Source organism: Neorhizobium sp. P12A, assembly GCF_008365395.1.
Taxonomy (GTDB): Bacteria; Pseudomonadota; Alphaproteobacteria; order Rhizobiales; family Rhizobiaceae; genus Rhizobium.
In genome coordinates, this window is record NZ_QOVX01000030.1 from 1 (window position 1) to 26,167 (window position 26,167).

Annotated in this window: 24 protein-coding genes and 3 pseudogenes; 13 read left to right on the forward strand and 14 right to left on the reverse strand. The window is 58.0% G+C overall.

The genetic code is table 11. The features are described 5' to 3' along the window. Together DTW90_RS34170 and DTW90_RS34175 are read left to right on the forward strand one after the other, a co-directional pair. Positions 1-502, forward strand: a 502-nt coding sequence (locus tag DTW90_RS34170) for a TetR-like C-terminal domain-containing protein (RefSeq protein ID WP_149344315.1), incomplete at its 5' end; no start/stop codon positions are given. 66 nt (positions 503-568) lie between these two features. Continuing rightward, on the forward strand, positions 569-1,087 hold the full coding sequence (locus DTW90_RS34175) for a hypothetical protein (protein ID WP_246665161.1): 519 nt from the start codon (positions 569-571) through the stop codon (positions 1,085-1,087). Positions 1,088-1,287: 200 nt separating this feature from the next. On the opposite strand, the gene DTW90_RS34180 is transcribed toward DTW90_RS34175, so the two are convergent. Continuing rightward, positions 1,288-2,697 carry an MFS transporter gene (locus DTW90_RS34180; protein ID WP_149344316.1) on the reverse strand — a complete coding sequence of 470 codons (1,410 nt, stop codon included), beginning with the start codon at positions 2,695-2,697 and terminating at the stop codon, positions 1,288-1,290. Between the two features lie 100 nt (positions 2,698-2,797). Between DTW90_RS34180 and DTW90_RS34185 the strand changes: the two genes are divergently transcribed. The 3 genes from DTW90_RS34185 (at position 2,798) to DTW90_RS34195 (ending at position 5,823) form a co-directional block, all read left to right on the forward strand. After that, entirely contained in the window at positions 2,798-3,736 is a 939-nt protein-coding gene (locus DTW90_RS34185) for a LysR family transcriptional regulator (RefSeq protein ID WP_149344317.1), read from the forward strand. Between the two features lie 300 nt (positions 3,737-4,036). Then, the gene (locus DTW90_RS34190) at positions 4,037-4,918 is read left to right on the forward strand and encodes a transglutaminase family protein (protein ID WP_149344319.1); all 882 of its coding nucleotides are present in this window, start codon (positions 4,037-4,039) and stop codon (positions 4,916-4,918) included. 89 nt (positions 4,919-5,007) lie between these two features. Further along, positions 5,008-5,823 carry a transglutaminase family protein gene (locus tag DTW90_RS34195; RefSeq protein WP_132528705.1) on the forward strand — a complete coding sequence of 272 codons (816 nt, stop codon included), beginning with the start codon at positions 5,008-5,010 and terminating at the stop codon, positions 5,821-5,823. Positions 5,824-6,234: 411 nt separating this feature from the next. Here the strand turns inward: DTW90_RS34195 and DTW90_RS34200 are convergent, their stop codons facing one another. The 3 genes and pseudogenes from DTW90_RS34200 to DTW90_RS34210 all read right to left on the reverse strand — a co-directional run bounded on the left by DTW90_RS34200 (position 6,235) and on the right by DTW90_RS34210 (position 8,194). Further along, positions 6,235-6,534: an NUDIX domain-containing protein gene (locus DTW90_RS34200; RefSeq protein ID WP_149344321.1), complete on the reverse strand. Its 300-nt coding sequence runs from the start codon at positions 6,532-6,534 to the stop codon at positions 6,235-6,237. A gap of 689 nt (positions 6,535-7,223) precedes the next feature. After that, positions 7,224-7,388 (reverse strand): annotated as a pseudogene (locus tag DTW90_RS34205) (IS21 family transposase); the annotation flags it as partial. 311 nt (positions 7,389-7,699) lie between these two features. Then, the gene (locus DTW90_RS34210) at positions 7,700-8,194 is read right to left on the reverse strand and encodes an SOS response-associated peptidase family protein (RefSeq protein WP_348642683.1); all 495 of its coding nucleotides are present in this window, start codon (positions 8,192-8,194) and stop codon (positions 7,700-7,702) included. Between the two features lie 262 nt (positions 8,195-8,456). On the opposite strand from DTW90_RS34210, the pseudogene DTW90_RS34215 reads away from it, so the two are divergent. From DTW90_RS34215 to DTW90_RS37935, 3 genes and pseudogenes are all read left to right on the forward strand, one after another. After that, positions 8,457-8,973, forward strand: a pseudogene (locus DTW90_RS34215) (dienelactone hydrolase). Between the two features lie 110 nt (positions 8,974-9,083). Next, the gene (locus tag DTW90_RS37930; protein WP_281407602.1) at positions 9,084-9,329 is read left to right on the forward strand and encodes a dihydrodipicolinate synthase family protein; all 246 of its coding nucleotides are present in this window, start codon (positions 9,084-9,086) and stop codon (positions 9,327-9,329) included. Positions 9,330-10,004: 675 nt separating this feature from the next. Then, a pseudogene (locus DTW90_RS37935) lies at positions 10,005-10,118 on the forward strand (GTPase RsgA); the annotation flags it as partial. Positions 10,119-10,200: 82 nt separating this feature from the next. Here DTW90_RS37935 and DTW90_RS34230 read toward each other — a convergent pair. The 4 genes from DTW90_RS34230 to gcvA form a co-directional block, all read right to left on the reverse strand. Further along, entirely contained in the window at positions 10,201-10,452 is a 252-nt protein-coding gene (locus DTW90_RS34230; RefSeq protein ID WP_149344325.1) for a hypothetical protein, read from the reverse strand. A 238-nt stretch (positions 10,453-10,690) separates the two neighbouring features. Continuing rightward, on the reverse strand, positions 10,691-11,110 hold the full coding sequence (locus tag DTW90_RS34235) for a type II toxin-antitoxin system VapC family toxin (RefSeq protein ID WP_149344327.1): 420 nt from the start codon (positions 11,108-11,110) through the stop codon (positions 10,691-10,693). Further along, a complete protein-coding gene (locus tag DTW90_RS34240) occupies positions 11,107-11,361 on the reverse strand; it encodes a plasmid stabilization protein (protein WP_149344329.1) in 255 nt (84 codons plus the stop codon). Before DTW90_RS34240 ends, DTW90_RS34235 begins: the two co-directional genes overlap by 4 nt. Before the next feature lie 488 nt (positions 11,362-11,849). Next, on the reverse strand, positions 11,850-12,809 hold the full coding sequence (gene gcvA / locus DTW90_RS34245) for a transcriptional regulator GcvA (RefSeq protein WP_149344330.1): 960 nt from the start codon (positions 12,807-12,809) through the stop codon (positions 11,850-11,852). A gap of 105 nt (positions 12,810-12,914) precedes the next feature. Here gcvA and DTW90_RS34250 point away from each other — a divergent pair, with 105 nt between their 5' ends. After that, on the forward strand, positions 12,915-14,114 hold the full coding sequence (locus DTW90_RS34250; protein ID WP_149344332.1) for an MFS transporter: 1,200 nt from the start codon (positions 12,915-12,917) through the stop codon (positions 14,112-14,114). Between the two features lie 135 nt (positions 14,115-14,249). On the opposite strand, the gene DTW90_RS38105 is transcribed toward DTW90_RS34250, so the two are convergent. Next, complete coding sequence (locus tag DTW90_RS38105; protein ID WP_210251457.1) at positions 14,250-14,732, reverse strand: autotransporter domain-containing protein; 483 nt, start codon at positions 14,730-14,732, stop codon at positions 14,250-14,252. Then, positions 14,701-15,192, reverse strand: a complete 492-nt coding sequence (locus tag DTW90_RS38110) for an autotransporter domain-containing protein (RefSeq protein WP_149344336.1) — start codon at positions 15,190-15,192, stop codon at positions 14,701-14,703. The genes DTW90_RS38105 and DTW90_RS38110 overlap by 32 nt, the downstream gene beginning before the upstream one ends. Before the next feature lie 312 nt (positions 15,193-15,504). Here DTW90_RS38110 and DTW90_RS37440 point away from each other — a divergent pair, with 312 nt between their 5' ends. Further along, on the forward strand, positions 15,505-15,678 hold the full coding sequence (locus DTW90_RS37440) for a hypothetical protein (RefSeq protein ID WP_188080159.1): 174 nt from the start codon (positions 15,505-15,507) through the stop codon (positions 15,676-15,678). Then, positions 15,671-17,740, forward strand: coding sequence for a recombinase family protein (locus DTW90_RS34270; RefSeq protein WP_149344337.1), 2,070 nt, complete (start codon positions 15,671-15,673; stop codon positions 17,738-17,740). The genes DTW90_RS37440 and DTW90_RS34270 overlap by 8 nt, the downstream gene beginning before the upstream one ends. A 585-nt stretch (positions 17,741-18,325) precedes the next feature. On the opposite strand, the gene DTW90_RS34280 is transcribed toward DTW90_RS34270, so the two are convergent. The 3 genes from DTW90_RS34280 to DTW90_RS34290 form a co-directional block, all read right to left on the reverse strand. Further along, entirely contained in the window at positions 18,326-19,852 is a 1,527-nt protein-coding gene (locus DTW90_RS34280; RefSeq protein WP_149344340.1) for an autotransporter-associated beta strand repeat-containing protein, read from the reverse strand. A gap of 201 nt (positions 19,853-20,053) precedes the next feature. Continuing rightward, positions 20,054-21,364 carry an MFS transporter gene (locus DTW90_RS34285; RefSeq protein WP_210251458.1) on the reverse strand — a complete coding sequence of 437 codons (1,311 nt, stop codon included), beginning with the start codon at positions 21,362-21,364 and terminating at the stop codon, positions 20,054-20,056. Between the two features lie 303 nt (positions 21,365-21,667). Then, positions 21,668-22,471: an IclR family transcriptional regulator C-terminal domain-containing protein gene (locus tag DTW90_RS34290; RefSeq protein ID WP_210251459.1), complete on the reverse strand. Its 804-nt coding sequence runs from the start codon at positions 22,469-22,471 to the stop codon at positions 21,668-21,670. A gap of 271 nt (positions 22,472-22,742) precedes the next feature. On the opposite strand from DTW90_RS34290, the gene DTW90_RS34295 reads away from it, so the two are divergent. Beyond that, positions 22,743-23,540: a citryl-CoA lyase gene (locus tag DTW90_RS34295; protein ID WP_149344343.1), complete on the forward strand. Its 798-nt coding sequence runs from the start codon at positions 22,743-22,745 to the stop codon at positions 23,538-23,540. 5 nt (positions 23,541-23,545) lie between these two features. Next, positions 23,546-24,697: a CaiB/BaiF CoA-transferase family protein gene (locus DTW90_RS34300; RefSeq protein WP_149344345.1), complete on the forward strand. Its 1,152-nt coding sequence runs from the start codon at positions 23,546-23,548 to the stop codon at positions 24,695-24,697. 442 nt (positions 24,698-25,139) lie between these two features. On the opposite strand, the gene DTW90_RS34305 is transcribed toward DTW90_RS34300, so the two are convergent. Further along, positions 25,140-26,153: an ABC transporter ATP-binding protein gene (locus DTW90_RS34305; RefSeq protein ID WP_149344346.1), complete on the reverse strand. Its 1,014-nt coding sequence runs from the start codon at positions 26,151-26,153 to the stop codon at positions 25,140-25,142. Between the last annotated feature and the right edge of the window lie 14 nt (positions 26,154-26,167).

A 26,167-nucleotide genomic window follows, 5' to 3' on the forward strand; every position in this document is an offset into this window, starting at 1 on the left:
TGAATTGCTTGCAGCCGTCTCTGCTGTGGGGTTCGAGCTGCTGGCGAAGCGCATGGCTGAAGCGACGAAGGAACTGCACGATCCACGCGATAGGCTGGCAGCCATGGCGCGCGCCTATGTTCAAAGCGGCGTCGACAATCCTGCGCTCTACAGATTGATGTTCGGGGGCTACCTTGGGGCGCAGGACGAAGGGCGCCCGGCCATCGAAAGAACGGCGGCCTACACAATGAAAGCCTTGGTCGTTGATGCGATTTCCGACGGCGCGCTGGGGCGGCAAATTCCAAACGACGAGCCCAACACCCGCGCGATGGATGGGGCGATCCTGGTATTCTGGTCGCAGATGCATGGCCTGACTTTGCTACTAGTGGACCGACTGGTCGGTCCCAGCGACAAGATGGAGGAGCTGACTGAGAACGTCCTGCAGGGAATGCTCGACGGATTGGTGAACGGGATCCCCACAGTGCCAGACGGTGTCTGGGTAGGTCCGCCGCTTGCGGGATAGAAGTACGCCGCCTCGTCTGTCGCCCGCCCGACGGTCGCGCCGCGTTCGCTCTCGAAGGAAACTCTCATGGACGCATACATTTCAGCCCTGGTCGGCCTCGCAGGCGTCGCCATCGGCGGTCTAGCCTCGTTCGCCACCGCCTGGATAACTCACCGTTCGCAGGTGAGGGAAAAACAACGCGAGATCGAGGTCGCCAAGCGCGAGAAGCTTTTTTCGGATTTCATTGCAGAAGCCACGAGGCTTTATGGTGATGCAGTCAGTCACCAGAAGGACGACGTCTCGGACCTTGTGCTGCTTTATGCGCTGGTCGCCCAGATGCGTCTCATCTCGTCGAGACCCGTGGTGGACGCAGCCGAGAGAGCAATGGCAAGGATCGTGGAAACCTACCTTACCCCAAATTGCTCGCTCTCCGAGATGCGGGACCTGGCGCACTCGGGCGCGATGAATTTCCTGCTCGATTTCGGCGAGGCCTGCCGCGCAGAACTGGGGGCCGCGCGTGCAGACGAATTCGCAATGGGACTATATAAACCGCGGCGGCTAGAAAGGGCTGAACACAGCACGTCTGCTGCCGTATCAGCTCACTGACATCAGCACCGTTAGCTCCCTTTCAGAGAGATTGGGCGACTGTGCGATGCGCAGGAGAGGGTCGACACATCCCGATGTAGCTATGCTCGGGACTGCTTGCTCTTGATGGGAGTCGAACTAACGACCCGGCGAGCGCCCGTAGTAGGCGATTTCTTCACACCGGCAGAACACCCACGCCATAGCTGCTAAAGGGGGCGACATCATTTCGGAACCGGGGGCGGATTGCCATCGGAATTTCCATCCGGTTTGGCTGTCGACACATCCCCGGTGCGAAGCGCGACCGAGCAAAGCATGAACGCGACAAGGATGACAGAGGTTGCGGTGGCAAAAGCTAGTTGCAGCCGATCGACTTCGACAGACCGTCCAACGCCTCCCAGCAGAATGCCAAAACATGAAACACCGAGTGCCCCGCCGACTTGCCTTGCCGTGGTGAGCGTGGCGCCCGCGATACCTGCGTTGGACGCATCCACGGCTGAGAGAGCCTCCATGGAAAGCGCTGTGACGGTTATGGCGGACCCCGCTCCGATCAGCAACATCCCTGGCATGGTCCACCCGTAGCCATCAAGACCCACGCCGCCGGCAAGCCCCAGATACCCGATGCCCGCCACGCCCAGGCCGCACAGTATCGCAAGTCGCGCGCCAAATCTGGCAATCAGCAGCGCGCCAACGAAATTTGCAACGGACAGGCAAAGCGTCAGTGGCATCAGTGCCAGCCCGGTCTGAAACGCGCTCAAACCACCGAGACGAAAGTTGAGACTAAGGGCAAAGAGAAGTCCGTAAAAACCGAAATTGACAGCAAAGCCTGCCACGCAGCAAGCCGTGAACCGAGACGATGCAAAGAGCGACGTCGGTATCATCGGCTCTGAACGCCGCTTTTCGACGGCGATGAACAGGGCCGATGATATCGCCGATGCAGCAAAAGCCGCTACGACCTCAAGATTGCCAAAGCCATTCTGCCCGGCCTTAACAAGGCCGGCTGTGAGGCTCCCGAGAGCAACGATGCCCAGGACCTGGCCGAGGAAATCGAATGACCTTCCTTTCTGGGGGGAGTGCACCGTTAGACGGCCAAAGTGGTACGCGAGGAGCAACAGTGGGACATTCATCAGAAAAATCGTCCGCCACCCGGAGAGTTCAAGTATCGATCCACCTGCCAATGGACCAGCAGCCGTGGCGCTGCCTCCGCACATCGCCCAGACCGCCACCGCTTTTGACCGCATTTTTAGATCCGGAAAGTTCACCGCGATTAGAGCCATTGAGGCGCTGACGACGGCTGCCGCGCCGGCGCCTTGCAACGCCCTGCCGAAAACAAGTTCTGCGGCGGTTTGCGCCACGCCGCAGAGGATCGATGCAACAAGAAAGAGAGCGATGCCGAGAAGATAACCGCGACGAGCGCCCAGTCTGTCGGTCAACGCCCCTGCACTGAGAAGAAGTCCGGCAAAAGTCACTGTGTAAGCGTTTAGTATCCACTCAAGCGACGACAGGTCAGCGTTCAGTGTCACCCTGAGATCGCCAAGAGCCACGTTTGCAACAGTCGCATCGAGGCTGATAATCACGAAGCCCAGGCAGGCCGCTGCGAGAGCAGGACTGCCGAGCAGAGAGTTTCTGATCATCGGAGTTGTTCCTTTCGTTTCATGAAAGGAGGACTTAACCTCTTACAGAAATCGCTATAATGGCTATCTCATTCGCTTCAGTATCAAGGAATATTTGGCAATGGATGTTCTCGCGGCAATCGAGGCGTTTGTCAGAGCGGTCGACACGGGCAGCATGGCCGCCGCCGGCCGCCGTCTGGGGGTCACCTCAACCCAGATCGGGAATCGCCTCACAGCACTGGAAAGCAGGGTGCATGCAAAGCTTCTTGTCAGAAGCACCCGCCGACTTGATCTGACCCCCTTCGGCCGCGATTACCTTGCCCGATGTCGCGAAATACTGGATCGCCTGGCAGAGGCCGATCTGATGGCCGAAGCCCGACAGGCCGAGCCTCGTGGCCATCTACGCCTGACAGCGCCGGTGATTTTCGGATCGGAAATTCTGCTCCCCGGACTGGCCGCCTATCTCGAAGGCCACCCGCATGTGAATGTCGACGTCGATCTTACAGACACGATTGTCGATATCGACGCTGGCGGTTTCGATGCCGCCATAAGACTTGGCAAACCAACGACCGGAGACTTTGTCGCACGTCCCCTCAAGCCTTACGGATTGATGATTTGCGCCGCGCCGTCTTATATCGACCGTAAAGGAGCTCCCACTACGCCATCCGAACTTTCCGGTCACGACTGCCTGCTCTACGGCAGTTCGGGTAAAGTTGAGGATCGTGAGATCTGGCAGTTGCTCGGTCCGGAGGGGCCGGTTGCAGTAGAGGTGAAAGGGCGCCTCCGAGCCTTCGGGGCACAGGGGCTTCGCCGAGCGGCAAATGCAGGAATAGGCATCGCCCTCCTGCCGGATGTGATCGCGGAGGCTGATGTCGCCGCCGGCCTTCTGCGCCCCCTCATGGCAACGTACCGTCCGGCGGACCGTCCTTTGAATATCCTGTTCCGCAGGGAAAGGCATATGTCGCGTCTGTTCCGTAGTCTGCTTGACCACATTCTTCAGGCGCACGGCCGCCCTGCCGCCCCGACGCCGCTCGTGAAAGAAAACGGGACGGCACGATGAGGCAGGCGCACAATGAATGGCGGGTACTGATCAAGCGCCACAAGGCCAGTCGCTAACTAGAAACCGGAACATCCTGCCTTCTGTTTTAAAGACCGATTCCTGCCATTTCCTGTGAGCCAGCCTCACGCCTATCGGCCAGTCAAACTGAAGGCACCTGCCGCGACACCGAGAGCGGTGGAATAGGCGAGAGACTGGGGAGCGTCATGAACCTTTGAGCGCCAAATCGATTCTTCTCATTGGTCTCACGCAAAGGGCGGTCGAATTGCTTTATGTTGTCATGTCCGCAATTCGGGATCGACAATGACGATATTCTCCGTCCGGCATGTTACCGCCTATCGCTATATGAGACCGGTGGAATTCGGCGAGCATCGATTGATGTTTCGTCCCCGCGACAGTTTCGACCAGACGCTTTTGAGTTCGCGTCTGGAGGTTGATCCTAAACCTGAATACATCCGATGGATCCATGACGTGTTCGGAAACTGCGTCGCGGTGATCGGCTTTGCCCAAGCCTCCCGAGAACTTCGCTTCGAAACGGTTATCCGCCTCGACCACACACCGAATGTCGCAATCGATTTACAGATCGATCAGCAGGCTTTGACTTATCCCTTCGCCTACGATCCGGACGAAATGCTGGATCTCACGCAGACTATTCAACGGCAATATCCCGATCAAAGCGACGAGGTTGGCAAATGGGCTCGCCAATTTGTTCGCATCGGCCAGCTCACCGAAACTGGGCGGCTGCTGATGACGATGTGCTATGCGATCCATGAGAGCTTTATCTACGCTCGGCGGCACGAGCATGGCACGCAAACGCCATTCGAGACTCTGCAGCTTCGACGAGGGACCTGCCGAGACTTCGCGCTCCTGATGATGGAAGCCGCCAGATCGCTCGGGCTCGCCGCGCGTTTCGTCACAGGCTATATCTACGTTCCCGATCGCGACGGCTCGACAACGCTCGGCGGCGGTTCGACCCATGCCTGGTGCCAGATCTATTTGCCCGGCGCTGGCTGGGCGGAGTTCGATCCGACCAATGGCATTGTCGGCAACCGCGACCTTATTCGTGTGGGGGTGGCGCGAGACCCGAGACAAGCCGTTCCGCTTTGGGGGAGCTATGATGGAACGGCCTCTGATTTCGACGGCATGTCCGTTCAGGTCAATGTCACGACGGATGATCGCTCGTGAGCGTGGGCAATTGACGGAACGGCTTGCCTATCCAGGCGTTTGCTGCACGATCGCGGTCTCGCCAAAGAGCTCTCCAAAGGAAAAAGCCAATGAAAATACGCGCGGGTTTCCATCTGGGATATGAATGCCAGCAGCCGACCCCGATGCTGCTGGTCCTCAACATTCACCCGTCCCGCCGCGCCGATCTTTTGACCGATCAGGTCCTGGATTTCGATAGGCCGATCGAGGCATGGGGATATATCGATGGCTTCGGCAATGCCTGTAGCCGGATCGTCGCGCCGACTGGAGCGACGACGATCTCGACCGAATTCGAGATCTATGACAGCGGACTGCCCGATCCCATCCCTGGCGACGCAATGCAACACGACATCAAGGATCTGCCCGACGACGTGCTGGTCTATCTGCTCGGCAGCCGTTATTGCGATACGGATCATCTGGCCGACTTTGCTTGGAAGCAGTTTTCCTTAACACCTCTCGGATGGCCCAGAGTACAGGCGATCATCGACTTCGTGCACAGCCACATCACTTTCGATTACAAGAAAGCGGACCCGTCCAGAACCGCATTCGGCGGATATAACGACCGCGTCGGCGTCTGTCGTGACTTCGCGCATCTGGCTATCACGCTTTGCCGCTGCATGAACGTTCCGGCACGCTACTGCACCGGGTATCTAGGCGACATCGGCGTTCCGAAGGACCCGAACCCGATGGATTTCAGTGCTTGGTTCGAAGTCTACCTTGGAGGTCACTGGCACACGGTCGATGCCCGGCACAATAGACCGCGCATAGGGCGTATCCTGATGGCTACAGGCCGGGACGCGACGGATGTGGCACTCACTACCGCGTTCGGCCTAGCGAAACTGACGCGCTTCGAAGTCATAACCGAAGAGATTTCGGCCGACGTGTGAACGGCTGAAAGAAGAGAATAGCACGCCGAGCATCGCTCACCGGCCACGCTCAAGTCGCAGCCTCCTCAATGAAAAGAGGAAAAATGCATGCAGTTGTCGATAGTCTAGCGCAAGCACGTCGATCTCCTCGACGCCGTCGGCAATCTTCCCAAGAACAGGTCTAAGCTGCGTCACAGTTTCTCGCGCAGTCGCATCCGCTTGGCAATGGCGCGGCCTCTCAGCTTCAAACCACCCGCTTGATGACGGTCATACAGAAGACGAAACGGTCCGTTAGCTCGGGCCCTCGCTTTGATAGCGACGTCGAAACAGAAACACCTATAGAGCACGCGTTGACCTGTTCCTTGTATGCATTGGCAAGCTTTTTTTACCCGCAGGAGATGGACCTCAACACTGCAGGGCGCCGTATGTCAGTCATCTAGTCATTTTGACAAAGGTGAAACGCCCAAAAATTCTCTTCGAGACTTTGCCTTTGATCCCGGCTTCTTCCAGCGCTTCTTGCTTTGCAGCATCGTGCGACGCTTTCCCGCTCATCGGTCGATCTTTCGGAAGGGTCCAGCGATGGCATTCGCGGGTAGTAATTAGCAAAACTTCTAGATCGTTTGTCGCTGGATAGACGCGGTGGCAAACTGCTGACACTTGATGTTGCACATCGGTCGGGTGCGCAAACCGCACCCTCGTCAGTTCGGCTAAAAGACGGCGGCTTTTAGGCATTTGGTCTCCACGGAACCGGGTCTTTCGGGGGAAATAGATCCACTAAGTGTATTTCGCAAAGCGAATCAACGGGCGCCGGTTGTATATAACCTTTGTCATCATGCTGATGGCTTCCTTTTAGGCCCGCCTGTTGCTACCCGTTCAGACGGGCTTTGCATTGAGTTCCGAAAGAACATGATCAGAGCCGTCCCCGACATAGTCCTGATGATCGCTATCACTCTCGTCTGGGTCCTCGGTCTCGCTTGGGGCATCATCGAAATCGCCAGAGCGCCGGGGTGGATCGGCTAAGCCAGGTGGGAATCAGGCCGAAACAGTATATAATGGCGGCGCACGGACCAATGGTGCTAGGGCCGGGCGTTGGAGGCTCTCCTGCTTCCGTCTCAGAGCGCCCGGTCGACTTTCAGGATTCTCGACTTTGACGCAGCCTGCGCAGGCGCGGGTTGACTGATCCCCGACAAGGCCTGATTTGTACAATGCACAGACGTTTCCCCTGTGCAGTTGGACGCACTCGCCGCACGCCTTGCGCGGGCTTTTTTCTAGCCGAATACGATCAAGCGAATATGGAAAAAGGGCTGTCACGACGATTGCCCCGACCACCGCTAGCGGCCAAGGAAGATATCGCCCCTCGATTTGTTTCAGAATGCCAACGATGTTTTCCATGGAGGTGCTTGCAGATTTACTAAAGAAAATCGGCGCAGCGTGGCGAACTCGTCCGATAGGTCCCAGCCCTGGAGTGGCGCTGCTCCAGCGCATTGATCTTCTGCTCGGTCAGCGGCAGGCCATGGACGGGATCGAAGACGACGTCTTCTCGTTCCCAGCACCCGCGGATGCCGGGCGATGATCTCGCCTCGGCACCGATCGACACCTCGTCGGATATTTCTGGCACCGATCGAGATCATCCGAGAAGAGCGGCAGATCGGCCGAACGGATGTGTCGTTTTAACATGGAATGATTGCTCGCGTTGCGAGATAGAGCAACGACCCCCGCCGACAATACGCAAAGAGGCTAAGTCCGACCTGTCCCGAGCGCCTCATCCATCCCGGCTCCTTTCCTTCGCGTGTTATGAGCCGGTCGGCCGGTCTCTGCGGGTCTCCACCCTCAGCGAGCCTACCGGGAGCGGGCCTAACAATTCTTCCTCTGGCTTGGTAAGGTCGATCCACGCCTTTCAACTTAGCGGATGAAGAACGACGACCTGGCGATTGTGAACAGGCTCTACATCCGGCCCCGACTCCGTTGTCAACATCGTGAACGCCGCAGGCTGGCCTTTGCGGCTGGGCCGCCAGATCGCGGCGATCGCCATCAGCGGCGCGCTCACGAGCGCAAAACGGTGTTTGGCCTTCGAGTATTTCCTCCCCGTATACGCAAAGAACGCGCTGGCCGGAATCAGACACCGATGGCTGTCGCCGAAGTGCTTCCGCTCCGATCGAAGGTTGAACACGGGACCGCGCGTTCGGGTTGGGGGAAACCCGAACTTCATCTGCGTCAGCTCCACGATATTATCGCCGGCAGCACGGATGACCGGGGCCATCTCGCCGATCTTGATGTTGTTGGCAGCCGGCATATCCAGTTCCGATTGGTGGGTGGGGATGCCAAGCGCGAGATCCTGCATCACCTTGCAGTATTGGGTGTAGCTGATGTGTTGTTCGTACTCGGTACACATGGGACAAGCCTACTGCTCGGGAATCGTTCCAGAAGACCGCTATGAGAGCGGGCCGTCGACTGCGCTGATGCTTAAGCGGCAAGCTCGGATACTGTTGGCCCCACCTCTAGCGCGAGCGGTAATCGGATGCGTCTCGCAAATAGGTTAACTCCAGGGTCCGCAGTCATCAACCCATATGTCGGCTGCCTCCCGAACCGGCCTTACCTGCCGCACCTCATCGGTTATTTAGAGATGACTTATGGCTGAGGTCTGCTGTTCCACCATGCGCAAGCAAGGGCTGACCCCTGGTGTGTGCGCGTCCGCCGGTGTCTTGCGGGCCGGCGGTCACATCGTGCACACGCCGGACCTGTTCGACGGACGGACGTTCCAGAGTATCGACGAGGGTCTCGCCTACATCGGTAGAATCGGATTCGACGAAATGCGGGAGCGCGGAGTCCGCGTCGCCAACGAACTTCCCCCTGAGCTCGTCTACGCGGGGTTCTCCTTCGGTGTGCTACCGGCGCAGACGCTTGCACAGACACGTCCCGGAGCCCGCGGAGCCCTGCTCTTCAAATCTTGCCTGCCGATCACTGGCGAATGGGCCTTCGGACCCTGGCCTGACGGCGTTGCGACGCTAATCCACGGTATGGACAATGGGGCGACATCGACGCCGCCCGCGAGATTGTGGAGAAGGTCGAGAACGCAGCACCTACTTCGCCGACAGCTCGCTCCCGTCGTACGACGCGGATGCGACCGCGTTACTAACCATCCGAGTGGTTGAGTTCTTGAATCGCGTCTGAATCATGCTGGAGATTGCGGAGACCCTGCTCGCCTCCGTGCCGTTCGGACGTCCGGCGCGGCTCTTTGGGTCGCCCTTTCCTCGCTCAACGCCGAGGTCAGCGGGCAAAAACTGCAGCGCCTGCTCGCTTCCAGCTGCGATGCTCTGAACGTCCTGGGGACGACCGGCGAAGAGACTTCCCTGTCGGTGAAATCCCGGCGCTCGCTGATGGAGGTCGCCGCCTCAGAGCTTCCCAGTGACGGGCTTATGGTGGGGATCGGCGCGGCGGCGCCATCGGATGTCGTCGAGCTAGCGTCGGCTGCCGCAGAGTCCGGCTACGCCGCAGCGCTGGTTCTCGGCACCCCATCCCTCGCCTGAACCATGCAGGACAGTCAGCGAATATGGCAAAAAGGGCTGTCACGGTGATTGCCAACCAAGCAGGAAGACGCGGGAGTATAGGGACAGGAAGACAAAATACACATCGGTGCATTTGGAGAACGGTTTTGCGGCATTGCAATAGTCAACAATGCGTCGCAATATAGCCACTACATATCTCTGCAGTTAGGTTCCGTGCGATGAGGATTTGCATCTATAAGTCGGAAAAAGCACCTGACCTCACCCTCCTGCTGCGAGAAGGATTGCCGCTCCCGCTCGATACCAAGATCGACAAGTGGACCAAAATCAAGGTAGTCACTGATGGGGAAATGAGAGCAGACCTTTTGATTGAGATTGGTGGCACCGGATATGCGGTAGTTCGGCTTGGCGCGCCTAGACAACATTAGGCGGTAACACCCGCCTTGCTGCCGCGTTGTCACCAAGCAACAGTTGCCTCGCGGGGCTTTCTCTCCTGAAAACGCGCATATCTGGCACTCACGAGCTGATCAGCGGCCAAACGTTCGCTTTGGATTCCAATAGCGGTCACCGCATATTGTTGACGTGATAGCGCCCAGACGCTGCAACACTACTGTCCAGCAAACACCACTTCGTCCCGAAGTGGGCTCCCTCATTGAGAAACGTCAGGAACGCTTTGACATTCGGATTGGCGCGGAGGCTGCCCTGGAGGCCGATCGCCTGGAACGCAGGCGAAACCCGCTTGCAGAAAATCGCGACCGAAGACGGGTCGTGAGCGGACGCGCCAACAAGATCGTTCGCAAGAAGAAATACTGAGAGTTTTTCGCGTTTGCGACAGTGCTCATCGCGTTAGCCCGATCCACCGCCTTGGTGAATTGGCTGGCCTGCGGTCACCACGTCAGGCTCTATGGTTGCGATAGCGGTCAAGAAGAACCTGCAAACAGCCGGTCCCACTTGAAAAGGTTACTTCTTTGAACAACCGCGACATGAGGCGCGGTCGCAATCCTTGCCTCTCATCGATGAGGAGAAATGACATCCTCTTTATCTCGATCGTGATCACGCCTGCAGCGTCATGCCGACGATAATTCCCCGAATCGATCGCATGGAATCCGTTTTCCACCGCCCAGGCGGCTATCATATCCGCGTTCATCAAGGTCCTGCTTTTGGAGATGCGGACGTCCTTCCCTAGTTGTCCCACTCGTGCAAATTGCTTTGCGTTGCTAGGGTTACCGTAACTGAAACGCCCAAATCCAGCCAAATCCGTCGAAGGTTACAGTTCCGGCTTTGGTGTTGCTAGAAAGACTCGCAGCAATCGGTATGGCTCCGCCGTACCCCACGTTGATTTGCTCTTGATAGGAGCTGAACCGGGGACCCACAGTTTTAGAGGCTTAGGCCACCCAAGGATTGATCACTTTCAATCCAGCGGCCTCAAATGGGCTCGTATCTCGCGTAGCAACCACGAGATGGTTCTCTGCTGCTGTCGCAGCAATGTATCCGTCAGCCTTCCCTATCGCCCTTCCGGATAGTCGGCCGTTGGCCATCAGCTCCGCGTAAAATTGCGAGGTACCTACGCTAAAGGGCAGAATGCGTCCGTCAAAGTGCGGAAGAACTTCACCTTCAAGGCGATCGTGTAGAATTGTCTGACGTTTCCCTGACGGCATTGAGGCAATCCCGAAACGAAGTTCAGCAATTGAAATTGCGGAAATGAATAGCGTCTCAATAGCTTGTGCATCCAACCAGGTCAGCACGGCAGTATCAGGAGCCGGTTTCCACGGCTCGGATATCACATTAGTGTCGAGCAAGATCATTCGAAAGTCATCGGTTCAGCTGGTGTCCTGTCGCGCTGTTGCTGCAACGCTTCAACATCGCTGTTTGATAACTCAGCATCACGACCGATGGCCGCGAGCAATGATCCGAGTTTCACGCGTCCAGATGGCCGTACAGCGGCTTCAAGAATGTCACGAATTTCCGCCTCGGTACTGCGGCCGTGGTTAGCTGCTCTTGCGCGTAACGCCCGATGCGTTTCCTCAGAAATGTTTCGAATGGTGACCGCTGCCATTAATACAATCCAATCTACTCGCTTACCGTGATATCGATATAGTATAAATGATATCATTCTTCAAGTCGTGCGACGAGGACGGAGGGTGCCCCTGTAACCGCGTTTTTTTATGCGCTTGATAGGTCCTAACCGCTGACGTCCAGTTCAAATCCTGAGAACACCGCCAAAACAAGTATTTGAGGCGCAGTAACAACTATTGCATTCGCCCTCCTTGTAAACCCTCTTGATCAGATGATCAGGTGTGACATGGCAAAGCTGCAGGCAAGCCTCTTACGGCCGGTTGGCCATCGATTGACCGGGAATCCCCGCCGCTTGACGCTTGCGTCTCGTTGAAAGCGCTCTTCGTTACGAAGTGCCCGCTCCTGTTTGCGCCTCGGAAGCAGAAGCTTGCTAGGCTTTGCTGCATTTTAGGCTGGGGCGGCAGTCAAATGTTTGCGATCGTCGGTCCCTGGCTTTCCGATTTTGCTCGGACGTGGTGCAACTCTTGGCTAGGAGGAATATCTTTCCTCGGCCAGTAGAAGCTGCGCGCTCTTCGATTGCGTAGTCTTCGCTTCGGCCAGCAGCCATTCCCGAAAGCTCGCGATAAGTGGATCTGCGGCGGTATCAGTCGGCGTCAGGATGAAATACGCGAAGTTCGGTGGCCCGGCGATCGTCAAAGGAAGCGGTCGGACGAGCCTGCCGGCATCAAGATCGTCGGCAACCAGGGAAAGGTCGCCGAGGGCGATTCCATGGCCTTCGAGTGCCGCCTGGATGGCAAGTGCAGTATTCTCGAAATAAAGCCCAGGTTTCGCCTTGAAATCCCCGACGCCGGCAGCTTCCATCCACATGGCCCAGTCGGGCCACGTCACCCCCTGACCACTCCATGAGACATGGATGAGTGTGTGTCTAAGCAGGTCGTCGACGTCGTGAACCGCTCCGGAGCCGTGCAGAATAATGGGATTGCAAACCGGAAAGATCGCATGATCAAACAGGCGATCCGACGTCAGCTCCGATCCCTGTCCGTCACAGAACAGGATAGCCAGATCGGTGTCGTCGTGGTCGAAATTCGGCTGGTCGCAGGAAATGCTGATCCTGACATCGAACTGTGGCTGCAGGTTTGTGAAGTTGCGCAGCCTGGGCAACAACCATTTTGCCGCGATCGAAGTTGGTGCCGACACCCTCAAACGAGTCGGTGCCTGAAGGCGTCGTGCTCGGCCTGCCGCCTGCCGGAGTCCTTCTAGAGCCGTGCGCGCGGCATCGAAAAAAATTTCGCCAGCTCCAGTCAGCTTAAGGGATCTATTGGCGCGGACGAAAAGCTCGACGCCGAGCTGATCTTCAAATTCCTTTATCTGATGACTCACGGCGGCCGGAGTGACCTGTAGTTCATGGGCCGCCTGCGTAAAGTTAAGGTGTCGGGCGGCAGCATCCAAAACAAGCAGAGAACGGGTGCCGGGTATATGTCTTGCCATCGCCTATCTTCAAATAAAATTTGATCCTGGGGTTAGATATATTCGTTTCTCAGCCCAGCGGCAATAATCTCTTATGGCTGGACCAACTCAAGCTTGGAGTGATCCATGACAGACGTGTCGAAAAGCGATTCAGTGCAACGTCCAGAGTATTCCCCGGCAACCTTTACTTTCGCTGCCGTTGCCATGACGGGCGTCGCCTACGGTCTGGGTCGTTATGCATATGGTCTTTTTCTCCCCGCGATCCGCGACACGTTCGGGCTAAACACCAGCACCCTTGGCTTTATCGCCAGCCTTAACGCTGCAGTTTATCTCGTGGCGACTGTGATAGCATCGGGATCAGCCGTCCATTTTCGGCCACGGACCTTCATCGTCGGCGCGGGAGCGGTGACGACACTCGGCCTTCTGGCCGTTGGCATCACGTCGAATGTTTGGGTCGCGATCGCAGGGATCGTCCTCTCCGGTATCGGGGCAGGCTTCTTTTCGCCAGCTGCTTTTGAGGCAATAGAGGCATGGCTACCTGAGCGATGGAAACACCGAACCGTCGGGGCTGTGAATGCCGGAGCGACACCCGGGCTCATCTTAACCGGGCTTGCCGCGTTCTCCATGCAAACGTCATGGCAAACCGCCTGGGTCATAATGGCGGCAATTGCGCTTGTCGTTACCATGTGGAACTGGTGGGCGATCCCCGATCGTCCCCTCCATCAAGCTGAACGACTGAAAATCGCAATTAGGTGGGAGCTTTTCACGCGCGCACGCTGCTTGCCACTCTATGTCGTTACTTTTGTCTATGGCCTTCTGCTCAGCGTCTATCTGACTTTCGCCATCGATCTCATCCTTTCAACCGGAGGCATAAGCGCGCCGGCGGACAAGCTTTTCTGGGTGCTGCTCGGGATCGCCGGACTGCCGACAATCTTCGCCGGCGAACTGGTGGCGCGGTTCGGGTCGAGGGTGCTGTTGCTGGTCAGTCTTCCCTTATGCGGCTTGTCGTATGTGCTGATTGCACTGCTACCGCAAAGCCTGCCCGCTGTTTTCATCGCGGCGGTGTTGTTCGGTATGATGTCGATCCTGCCTGGAAACGGCCTTCTGGTATGGAGTATGCGGCTTTTCCATCCCCGTCCTTCCCTAGGTACCGGCGCTGTATTTTGCGTACTCTCTCTCGCCGTGATCGCTGGGCCGACAGTTTGCGGATATCTTGTCGCCTTCGTGCCGATGTCCATTTTGTTCCTGATAATCGGCGGGCTTTCGGTTGCCGTGCTCCCGCTCGTTCCGCCCGACGGTGACACGACCAATGTGCCTACCATCTGACCTGGAAGGCGCCGCAAGGCTGACCAATACGCCAAGTCTGCGCAATCGAGGGGCACAGCGTAACAGTTTCCGGGCTCTTGATGAGATACGAACTTAGTATCAGGAGTACGATTGTTCCATGTTGCTGAGATCCAGTCAGAACTTGACGCTGAATGTGCCGGCGACAGATTGATCGATGGCACTGCTAGCGAATTGTCCGTCATAGGATATTCCGAGTGTCGCATGCTTTCTTACATTGAAGTCGAGGCCGGCGTTGACGATCACGGAATCGCGGGCGATCGGCACGCCTGCAATATCGAAGAGCGAGCCACCACTGAAAGCCAAGGTCGATATCGGCACCGTATCAGCTAAGGTATGTCGCCAACCGACAGAACCATGAGCCAGGGTATCCATACCGCCGAATTCGAAGGCTGTGGAAGCCCGTGTGCCCAAGGTCGTGAAGAAAGTGTCGGTGGTGTTACCCTTGCTGGAAAGCGCTGCTCCACCGCCATGCTCGGTGAAACCATCGGTATCGAGGTTCAGGTAAGCAAGATTGACGAACGGTTCCACCGCGACCTTGTCTGCGTCGATCTGATAGCCGAGATCGCTAAATACCTGGGTCACACCGGCACGAGTCACCCGACAGGCTGTCGCCGAAGCCCGAGAAATTCACGGATCTGTGGGTGTCGATGTTCTGCCAGGTGTATGTCGCGCCGGTACGCAAGCCCAGACGACCCCACTGTGTGCCGCCGTAGAATCCAAGATCATACTCGTCGCTCGTCGCTGAAGAGTTGCGATCGTCGACCCGGATACTGCTGTCACCGTAACCGGCAAGTACGCCGAAGCGCCAGGTGTCGAAGACAGCGGCGTCCGCACCGGCAATAAACCCGCCGGTCGAACCCTTCATCTTTGCGGCGTTGCCGTCGCTATCCGTGAGTCCCCAGGATCCAAAAGCCTGCCCCCATACCGCCGGGCGATCCGGTGAGGCACCGCAGTCCGTCGACGACCGTTGTCTGTCCTCATCGCTCGCTTCCTGCCTATGGATCGTCGCTTCGGCAGCAACGCCGCAGAAAGCTTCGCGGATACGGCCAGTTGCAATGCCCCGTTCATTCTGCCCATGTCGGGGATGACGTCGAGGTCTATTACCGCTGGCATCCGTATTTCGGCCAGAGAGTTTCTATTTGCCGTGTCGAAGAACGAGCGACAGGTCAGTTTTTGAAGGTTCTGGGGCCGCCAGGTGTCGTGGTCGCGATCTCGGGCTGGATGATTGATCCTATAGTGTGCAGCGGCATGACCGTGGGAACGGCACGCGTCGATCTTGCGGCGCTGATCGAACTGAACAGACTGGTCTCAGGCGGTGCGAAGGCGGCACTCTTCCGAAGTGGACGTAGAATCACTCAGGAGGACCATGATGAGATCCCGCAATACGCTGGTGCCGGCGTCGGGCCGGCAGCTCGACCTGATATTCAAAACCCGGACGATCGATGGACTGAGCGACAAGGATCGCAAGAAGGCGGTGTCAACTCTGGCGTGCCTGCTGATGCAGGCGGCAGGTCTGGTCATCGAGGAGCTAAACGATGACTAGCACTGATTTAATGCCGGCAGCATTACTCGCGCGCAAGGCCATCGTTTACGTGCGGCAATCCACGCAGTCACAGGTCATGACCAATCTTGAAAGCCAGCGACGGCAGTATGATCTTGCTGACGTCGCGCGACACCACGGCTTCAGTGACATCGAGACCATCGACGACGACCTCGGGCGCTCTGCCAGCGGGACTGTCGCCCGCCCTGGCTTCGATCGACTCGTTGCGCTGCTGTGTGCCGGCAAGGTTGGTGCCGTCCTATGCTTCGATGCATCACGGCTCGCACGCAACGGACGTGATTGGCATCATCTGCTCGAACTTTGCGGCCTGGTCGAAGCCCGCGTTATTGACCATGACGGCGTCTACAATCCATGCCGCCCCAACGACCGTCTGCTATTAGGCATGAAGGGCAGTATCAGCGAGTTTGAATTGGGCGTGCTGAGAGCCCGCATGCTTGATGCTGCCAGATCGAAGGCGCGCCGTGGCGAATTGCGGCTTTCCGTTCCGTTCGGCTACATTTGGCATCGGGACGCTGGGCTTGGGTTGGACCCCGATCTGCGTCTGCAAGACGTGATCCGATCCATATTCGCCCGCTTCCATGAGCTAGGAAGTGCGCGTCAGGTGCTGCTGTCGATGACAAAAGATCAGGTTCACTTTCCGCGGCCGTCGGATGAAGGGCGCATGACCAACTTCGTATGGAAGCCAGTACGTTATCGCAATGTGATTGGCATCCTCAAAAACCCCTTCTACGCCGGCGTTTACGTCTATGGAAAGAGCGAGAAGCGGACTGCCATCGTCGATGGACGGGCTCGGCGCAGTTACGGGCACGGCAAGCCCGTCGGCACTTGGGAGGTGATGATCCGGGACCATCACGAAGGTTATATCAGTTGGGACGAATACGAGCGCAACCAGCAGCAATTGGCGCTCAATAACTATGGCCGCTCGGGCGGGACTAAATCGGGTCGCGGCGGCAAAGCGCTCTTATCGGGTCTCCTAACCTGCGGACGGTGTGGACGGCGACTGAGTGTTGCTTATACCGGAAATCCACAAAATCCTGTCTACCGCTGCTATAAACAGAACCTGATGATGGGCTTGCCCCGTTGCATGACGTTCGGCGGCTCGAAGGTCGATGCGGCGGTTGCGCGCGAGTTGTTGCGCGCGGTAGAACCATTAGCGATCGAGGCGACTTTTGAAGCAGAGCGGATGCACCGGGAGCGACAGGAAGACCAGCGCCACATTCACGATCTGGAGCTACAACAGGCCCGCTACGAGGCTGGCCTCGCCGAGCGCCGCTATGCGGCATGCGACCCTGACAACCGCCTGATAGCCGCACAGCTTGAGAAGAATTGGGAAACGGCGCTACGCCGTGTCCGTGATCTGGAAGTGCGTAGGCCGACCGAAAGTCCTTCAACCATCGAAGTTGTCCCAGACACTTTCGCAAACCTCGCCGACAATCTGCAGGCAGCCTGGGAGTCGCCGGATGTCACCATGCGCGTGCGCCAGCAACTGCTACGTACATTGATCGCCGACATTGTTGTCGATGTCGATGATGAGGTGCGCGACGTGGTGCTGACCATCCATTGGAAAGGCGGCCAGCATTCGGAGCTCAAGGTTCGCAAACCCCAGACGGGTGAACACGGGTGCGCCACAACGGAAGATGCTTTGGCAGTGATGCGGAGCATGGCAGGACGCTGGTCCGATGAACATATCGCCGCGTCGCTCAATCGAATGGGATTGCCCACCGGGCAAGGAAAAACTTGGACGGCACACCGGGTCGCTTCCGTAAGGCGCGTGCGCGCAATCCACGCGTACAAATCAGCCGATAAAGAGGGCGAATGGCTGACCATGACAGAGGCGGCGGCGACCTTGGGCGTGACGAACCACAAAATACGCCACCTTATCAAGACGAACATGTTGTCTGCCGAGCAGGTGGTTCCCGGCGCGCCGTATCAAATCCGGGCCAGCGACCTGACTTCTGCGACGGTCCAAGCTGCGATAGCGCGAAAGGGCCGCCCGTGTCGCATTGCTGACACGGAGACGCTTCCAATGTTTACAGACACTTAGAGAAGGAGTGCACAATGACTCAGGTCCGGCCGCGTCACGCACGAAGTGGCTGTTCTCGATTGTTGCCGTTTTTACGGATGCATGGATTTCGCCGGACAGCTGATCAAGCACGGCGTTTGCCGTATCTCCATCGGGGAGATTAAGGACCGCGCTTTTCACGGGATCGGATTGCGGCAAGCTGTCGATCCCCGTACCGGTCTCAGTCTGGTTTGGCGTGGTGCCGACCGATCCGATCGACCGGGTCTGTATCGTGACGAGATAGGCGTTGTTAGCATCGTAGTCGTCGGTAAGGCTGATGAATGCGGACAGATCCGTGTCGCCCGTGAGATCGTAGGTTCCATGTAGACCGCCGGTGGTGGTGAGGATCGTATAGCGGGTGCCGAGTACATATGGCGCGTTGACGGTCTTGACCACATTGACAGTGGCGCCATTAACCAGCGTTGCCTGGCCGATGACGGCGATGCGATCCGCACTCGAAGATGTCGGATCGACCTCGACCTGATAGGCCGGCCTGCTGCTTGTAATCTCCGTTGACGAAGATCGTGCCGACCCCATCGCCCGGCGCAATCGTGCCGCCAGACCCTACTATCGTGGCGCCGACGGTGCCGGAGCCTGACAAGATGCTCGATCGTGAACGAGAACGGCCGAGTTTGCGATCGAACCATTCACCAGCAGTGAACCGGCGTTGACGTCGGTCGGCCCGGTATAAGTGCTTGTCCCGGTCAGGGCCAGCGTGCCTGCACCGTCCTTGGTTAAACCACCGGTTCCGTCAAACCGGGGAGCGATGCCGATATCGTAGCCGTTCGTATCGATGACGGCGCCATTCGCACCGATGCTGATCGCTTGCGTGCCGAAATTCTGCAGGAAATCTGTTTCATCCCGCGTTGCGCGCAGGATGCCGCCGTTGAAGTTGAAGATCGCAGTGCCGTCGCCCTTGATCACCGAACCGGTCTCAAGAACACCGCGCCCGCTCGTATCCCCGAGGAGGTTCAGCCTTCCACTCGATCCAGCGTTGACGCCGATCGTGACATCGGTAGCGACGTGCACCTTGCCGCCTTTTTCCACATTCAGCGTGCCGACGCCATCGACTCCCACCTCAATGTCGTTGGTAACCGTCCAGGTCGAGACATCTCCTGTGCTGCTCGAAACCGTGACGATGCCGGTGCTGCCACTGGAATAACCGATATAGCCGGTTGCGGCGGCTCCCCCTCCCCCATCGCTGGTCACCAAGCCGCCATCAAAGATATTGAATCTACCGGTGCCCATGAAACCGACATAGACATTGCCGGTGTTCCAGGTCGAGGCGTGGCCATCGCCATCGTTACCCGATACCGTGACGGTACCGTCGCCGGTGTCTGCACTGCCGGTGGTGCCGCCGATATCCCCTTCTGAGCTGGTCACCATGCCACCGTTCTCGACGCTGAGCGTGCCGGTGCCTTCATTGCAGATATCGATCTGATTGCTATTGTTCCAATAGGAGCCGTAGCCAGAAACGGTGACCGCACCGTTGCCGCCGTTCTGATTACCAACAAGACCAATGCCACTCTCCACCAAGCCACCGCCCAAAATGTCCAGCTCACCTGTCCCGGCATCGCCAACAAAAAGTTGACTGGAGTTGGACCAAGTCGAGCCGCTACCCGAAACGGTGACGTTGCTCGGAGCCACGGTCCTACTGACGGAACCGGTGGTGGCCCCGATGTATCCGTTTTGGTTGGTCACCTCGCTGCTATCCTGGATCGTCAGGTCGGCAGTTCCGTTCTGGCCGACAACGAGATCGCCGGCGTTGATCCAGGTCGAAACACTCCCGTTGCTGCTCGACAGTGTGACGTTACCCACGCTACCGTCATGATTGCCGACAAAGCCGGTTCCATCGGTCAAAGTGCCGCCATCCTTGATGTCTAGCGCTCCCGTCCCGTTTTGACCGATCGTCAAATCAACGCTGCCATCGACGGTCGCTGGATCCGAGGGATTGCTGTCACCGCCAATGGTCACCTGCTGAGCTAAGGCATGTGGCGCGGCCACGATCGCAAGGGCCAGCGCCAGAACCGGGAGGAATGGATGGCGGTAAGCTGCACCGAGAGTGAGGAGTGCGGCTATCGAAGTTTGAGACATCTGGGGACGGCTTTCGCTCTTGTTGCAGCGAGAGGTTCGATGCCCAAACTTGGATGGATTATGGTAAATGATTACTTAAGTTGTGTATGTAATTTTTTATTGCAAAAAGTGTAAATGCCCCAAAAGCCTGGCGGATTTTCCTGAGCAATGAAGTCGACGGCAGGAGCCGCGATAGGCGGGCTCCTGCCGATGATGGATGTTTCAAGCCTTGCGGACTTGGCCGGACACTTCCAGGGGGGAGAGTTCGTTGTTGCTGGTAACATCGCCTTTATTGCCGGCAAGAATGACTGCCGCGAGGCCAAGCAGGCTCGTTCCGCCCATGCAGAGTGCGACCGGCCAGGAGGCGCCCGACCAGGAGACCAGGGCCGTGGCGATGACAGGCGCCAATCCCGCGCCGATGACTGTTGCCGCCTCGCGGCCAAGCGAGATGCCGCTGTAGCGGATATTGGCGGCAAAGAAGCGGGCAAAGTAATCGGGCTGCACGGAGGAGATCGCACCGTTGGCAAGGCCGAAACCGAGCGTCAGGGCCAGCGTAATCAGGCCCGGCGACTTCGATTCCAGAAGCCAGAAGAACGGAAATGCGAGCAGCAACTGGATCGTCAGACCAATTAGCATCACCTTCTTGCTGCCGATGCGGTCCGCAAGCAGGCCGAACAGCACTGATGTCACACATTCAGCAAGAGCGGCGACGATGACGGCGTTGAGGACAATCGTCTTCGGCAAACCGAGCACGCTCGACACATAGGTTAGACTGAAGGCCGCGAAGATGTAGAAGCTGAAATTCTCCGCCGTGCGAATAAGGAAGATCGTCAGAATGCTGCGCCATTCCTTGAGCGCGGCGATCATCGGCTGCTTTTCACGTTCGCCACGGTCCGCCATTTTCTTGAACTCGGGCGATTCCGCGACGCTCAGGCGCATATAGAGACCGATTACGACAAGGACGGCGCTCAGCAGGAAGGGAATGCGCCAGCCCCAGCTCATGAAGGCGTCATCCGGCAGCAGGGTAAAGAGATTGAAGACGAGAGAGGCGATCACCAGCCCGAGCACGATGCCGACCGTGATGAGGCTGCCCCATAGGCCACGTCGTTTGTCGCCGGCATGTTCGACGGTCATCAGCGCCGCGCCGCCCCATTCACCGCCGGTGGCGAAACCTTGGATGACGCGCAGGACCAGAAGCAGGATGGGGGCGAAGATGCCGATCGACGCATAGGTCGGCAATAGGCCGATAAGGCAGGTCGCGCCGCCCATGAATACGAGCGTGATCATCAGCAGTGCCTTGCGGCCGACGCGGTCGCCATAATGGCCGGCGACGATCGCGCCGAGCGGGCGGGCAAGGAAGCCGGTCGCCGAGGTGCCGAATGCCAGCAACGTTCCGATCAGCGGGTCTACCTGCGGGAAAAAAAGCTTGTTGAACACCAGCGCCGCGGCGGTGCCGTAGATGAAGAAATCGTACCACTCGATCGTCGTGCCGACTGTCGCGGCAAACGCGACCTTACTCATGCGGGCAGCCATCAAATCCTCCCTGCCTAAAACTACATTCATTGACCCGTGAAAGCCATCGAGCGGATGTCTCCATAGTTTTCCGGCCGCACACGCTCCCATTTTCCCGAAACATCGCTTGGGGATATTTCGTATAGCGAAAAAGTTTTCGTATTGCGAATGTTGCGGCAATGACCCGGGTTTGTCAACCGGCTCCGAAATCCCATTGCACAAGTCCGGTACAGCCGGCGGGCTGCCCGGTATTTCAGCCATGAGGGGTAAGAGCGCCGACAGGCAAACTCGTCAAAGGTAAGCGCGCAATGGCCAGCTTCGCCGTCAGTAACCGAGCACGGAATGAACAAGCGCCGGATTGTGCCGCAACGTCTCCGAGATCTGGCGCGAGGTCACCTGCAGCAGCGGCAGCCGGCTTGCAAGCATTTCTTCACGCGAAATCCGCGAAGGGGATGTCGAGCAATTGACGGCCGCAACGACGGCGCCGCTATCGGCAAACACCGGAACGGAAACCGAAACGACCCCGTAGTCGAGTTCGTCCTGGATGCTGGCGACGCCGTTGGCGCGAATCTCGGCCAAGATCGCGCGAAGCTCTGTCGGGTCGGTCTCCGTCTTCTCGGTCAGCTTGCGGAGGTCGGTTTCGGCGAAATACCGATCCAGCCGGTCAGGCGGCAGATAGGCCAGCAGAACGCGGCCGAGCGAGGTCGCATAGGCAGGATAGCGCGTGCCGAGACCCGCGGTCAGGCGTACGGAACGCTTCGAGGTGACGGAGGCGATGTAGAGCGCTTCGCCGTTATCGAGGACCGCGACTGAGGAACTGTCGCCCGTCTGGTCGACCACATCCTGCAGATATTGGTTTGCAACCTCCTGCATGTTCATCGACGAAAGGAAAGAGGCACTGAGTTTCAGAACCCGGGGCGTCAAGACGAAGCGCCTGCCGTGGCTCCTCACGTAGCCGAGGGCCTGAAGCGTCAGCAGCGACCGCCGCGCCGTTGCTGGCGCGACATTGGCAAGCGCCGAGACTTCGCTCAGCGTCAGCTCCGGTTTCTCCCTGCTGAAGACCAGAAGAATATCTATCCCGCGGGCAAGCGCCGTCACGAAATCGGGACTTTCGGGGGACAGTTCCAATGTAATCTCCGTGATCTCCGCTCAGTGAATTAATTTTCGCAACGCGGAATGTCAAGGATCGCCAGAATGCTTCCTTCAGCGAAGTCTTTGGCGATACTCACACAATCGTACAGAGGGGTGGATGTGTCGCCGGAAGGGTGGGAGCGTAAGCTCACTCCTCCTCTCAACTTCCGCCGTTTTCGATACGCGTCCTCCCTTGACAGCTTTCAAGCGCTTGTTCGATAATTCGCATATCGAATAAAATTTCGCTATACGAAAATTGGACATACCGATGACCAGTCGTCAGCCTTCCTCCGCCATCGCCCATGTCGAGCCCGACCGTATCACCGTTCGCGGATACGATCTCTGCGCAGATATCATCGGGCAGATTTCCTTCACAGACTACGCCTTTCTGCTGATTGCCGGCGAAAAGCCTAACGGCGATCAGTCGGCGATATTGAACGCCTGTCTTGTGGCGCTCGCCGAGCACGGCCTCGTGCCGTCGGTGCAGGCGGCGCGCATGACCTTTGCGGCAGCCCCCGAAGCCCTGCACGGGGCGGTATCGGCCGGCCTCCTCGGCTGCGGTTCCGTTATTCTGGGCAGCTCGGAAGTCGCCGGCCGGATGCTGGCCGATATCGTGGCCCGGGTGGAGCAGACAGCAGGCGACCTGCGTACCATCGTGCGCGAGCATGTCGCCGAACTCAAGGCGACCAAGTCGCCGCTCCCGGGTTTCGGCCATCCGGTTCACCGGCAAGAAGATCCGCGCTCCACACGCTTGCTCGCCTATGCGCACGAGCGGGGCACATTCGGACGCCATTGCGAGGCGCTCATGGCCGTGGTCGAGGCCGTGCCCGATGTCTATGGCCGTCATCTGCCTCTTAACGTCTCCGGCGCCATTCCCGCCGTGCTGCTCGATGTCGGCTTTCCGATGAGGGCACTCAAAGGCATTCCGTTGATCGGTCGGACAGCAAGCCTTCTCGCCCATCTGCTGGAAGAAATGGATCGTCCCATCGGTTTCGCCCTCTCCAGCATCGGCGAGGAACATGTGGCCTATGACGGCCCCACATCAAAAACAGAAGACAAGGAATAAATTCAATGGCGAACGAAAAGCCTCTCCGTTCAATTCGCGTGCTTGAATGCGGCGGGTTCATCACCGGTCCCTATGCGTCGATGCTGCTTGCCGACATGGGGGCCGACGTCATCAAGGTCGAGCGGCCGGATGGCGGCGATCCGTTCCGCAGCTTTCGCGGCGGTCTCTATAGTCCGCATTTCCAGGCTTACAACAGGAACAAGCGGAGTATCACCCTCGACACGCGGCAGGCGGACGATCTTGCCGTTTTCGATGAGCTGCTTTCGACTTCTGATGTTTTCATTCAGAATTCAAGGCCGGGCATTGCAAAGAAGCTGGGTCTCGATGCGGAGCGGCTGATGAAGATCAATCCGAAGCTGGTCTATTGCTCGATCAGCGGTTTCGGAAGCGGCGGCCCCTATGTCGACCGGCCAACCTATGACACAGTCGCCCAGTCGATGAGCGGTTTCCTGAATATGCTCGTCGATCCCGCAGCTCCCAAGGTCATGGGGCCCGCCATTGCTGACGCGGTGACCGGACTTTACGCCTCCAATGGTATCATGGCGGCGCTCATCGAACGTGGGATTACGGGCAAGGGGCGCCTGATCGAAGTCTCGATGTTGGAAGCGATGACGCATTTTTCCATCGAGCCCTATTCGAATTACTTCAATTCCGGCGTCACGCCGGGACCCTATGGCCGTGCCGCGGTATCGCAGTCCTATGTGCTTGCCTGCGCGGACGACAAGCTGGTGGCGTTGCATCTGTCTTCGCCGGAAAAATTCTGGACGGGACTCGTCACTGCTACCCAACATCCTCAACTCGCCGCCGATCCGCGTTTTGCCACCCGCATGAATCGCGTCGACAATCACGAGGCGCTGCGCCTTGAACTGGCCATGCTGTTCCGCACCAAGACCCGGCAGCAATGGCTCGACGCTCTCGTCGCCAACGATGTTCCCTGCGCACCGGTCTACGATCTGGATGAAGCGCTTGAGGATCCGCAGGCAAAGTACATGAAACTCGAAATCCGAGCGATGCATCCGACCGAAGGGGAAGTGCGCACGATTCGTCCGGCTATCACGGTCAACGGCAATGTTCCCGTGGAATTCCTTCCGCCCCCGACTCTCGGGGAACACTCCGAGGAAATTCGCCAGGAGCTTCGGCGGAATTCCGCGGCCTGACAAACTCGCCAATGCAGCGCCGGCGCTCCGAGCGTCCGGCGCTGGATGCGCTTTCAAACCAATTCCGATAGAGCCGACCCTTGCGCGGCAATCCCGGCCCAACCGCCCAACAGAAGTTCCCAATATTCCCCGGACAATGCAGAAGCTCTAATGGCCAATGTGTTCGGAGCGAGGTTCCATGCTGAATGCTATTGGAATTGCTCTTGATGGGATTCGAACCGACGTCCGGGCGAGACACTTCGCCGGTATGTAGCGAAGCTCATCTCGCCGTGAAAGACGCTTGCGAGCGTCAGTCCGAATTCAATGATCGTGACTTAGACGAAATCTAATGTGGTCCGCCCAAACGGCCGTGAGCTTGCTCTTAACGCCTCCCGACAGGAGATCCCATCCAGGCGATTCAAGCTTGCCTCATCCGCATTCAGATCGACAGCGTTCGACGCGATCACGTCACTGATGGGATCGGTCTCCCTTGCCCATCAAACAAGTGATAGCTTTTCCCTTTGGGAGAAAAGTTGACTTTTTCGCCGGTCGAATAAGACGATCTTCCGTCCTCACGAATAATGATCGGCTTCGCCATACCCATGTCCACATAGATGTAGGAGTCGGCGCCCAGGTTTTCGTAGTGGACGACGCTGCCAAACCAAGCGCCGCCGCTGCTTTCGATCTGCAGATGTTCCGGACGGACGCCAACCGTCTCGGCCTGATAGGCAGCCGCGTTTTTGCCGGTAATGAAATTCATCTCCGGCGAGCCGATGAACTGAGCCACGAAGAGCGTTCGCGGATTTTCATAAAGCTCCATCGGCGTTCCCACCTGCTCGACGACGCCGTTGCGAAGGACGACGATACGGTCCGCCATTGTCATCGCCTCGACCTGGTCGTGCGTCACATAGATCATCGCCGTATCGGACAATGTCTTGTTCAGCTGGGCAATCTCCATTCGCATCTGCACGCGAAGGGCGGCGTCCAGATTGGACAGCGGCTCGTCGAAGAGAAAGACCTTGGGATTGCGGACGATCGCCCGTCCGATGGCAACACGTTGCCGTTGCCCACCCGACAGAGCTTTCGGAAGACGCTGAAGATAGGGCGTCAGTTGCAGCTTTTCCGCCGCCGCTTGCACCATGTCGCGAACCTTGTCCTTCGGCATCTTCTGCAGCCTGAGCGAATAGGCCATGTTGTCGAAGACGGTCATATGCGGATAGAGCGCGTAGGACTGAAACACCATGGCGATGCCGCGCTGCGAGGGGCCGACATCGGTCACGTCTTGACCACCGATTTCCAACGTGCCCTCGGAGATCAGCTCGAGCCCGGATATGCACCGCAACAACGTGGATTTGCCGCAGCCCGAAGGCCCGACAAAGGCCACGAACTCCCCGGATTTGATTTCGAGATTGATGTCCTTCAAGACATCGATGGCACCGAAGCGCTTGTAAAGTTTGCTGATTTTAACATCCGCCATGCGGCACTCCATTT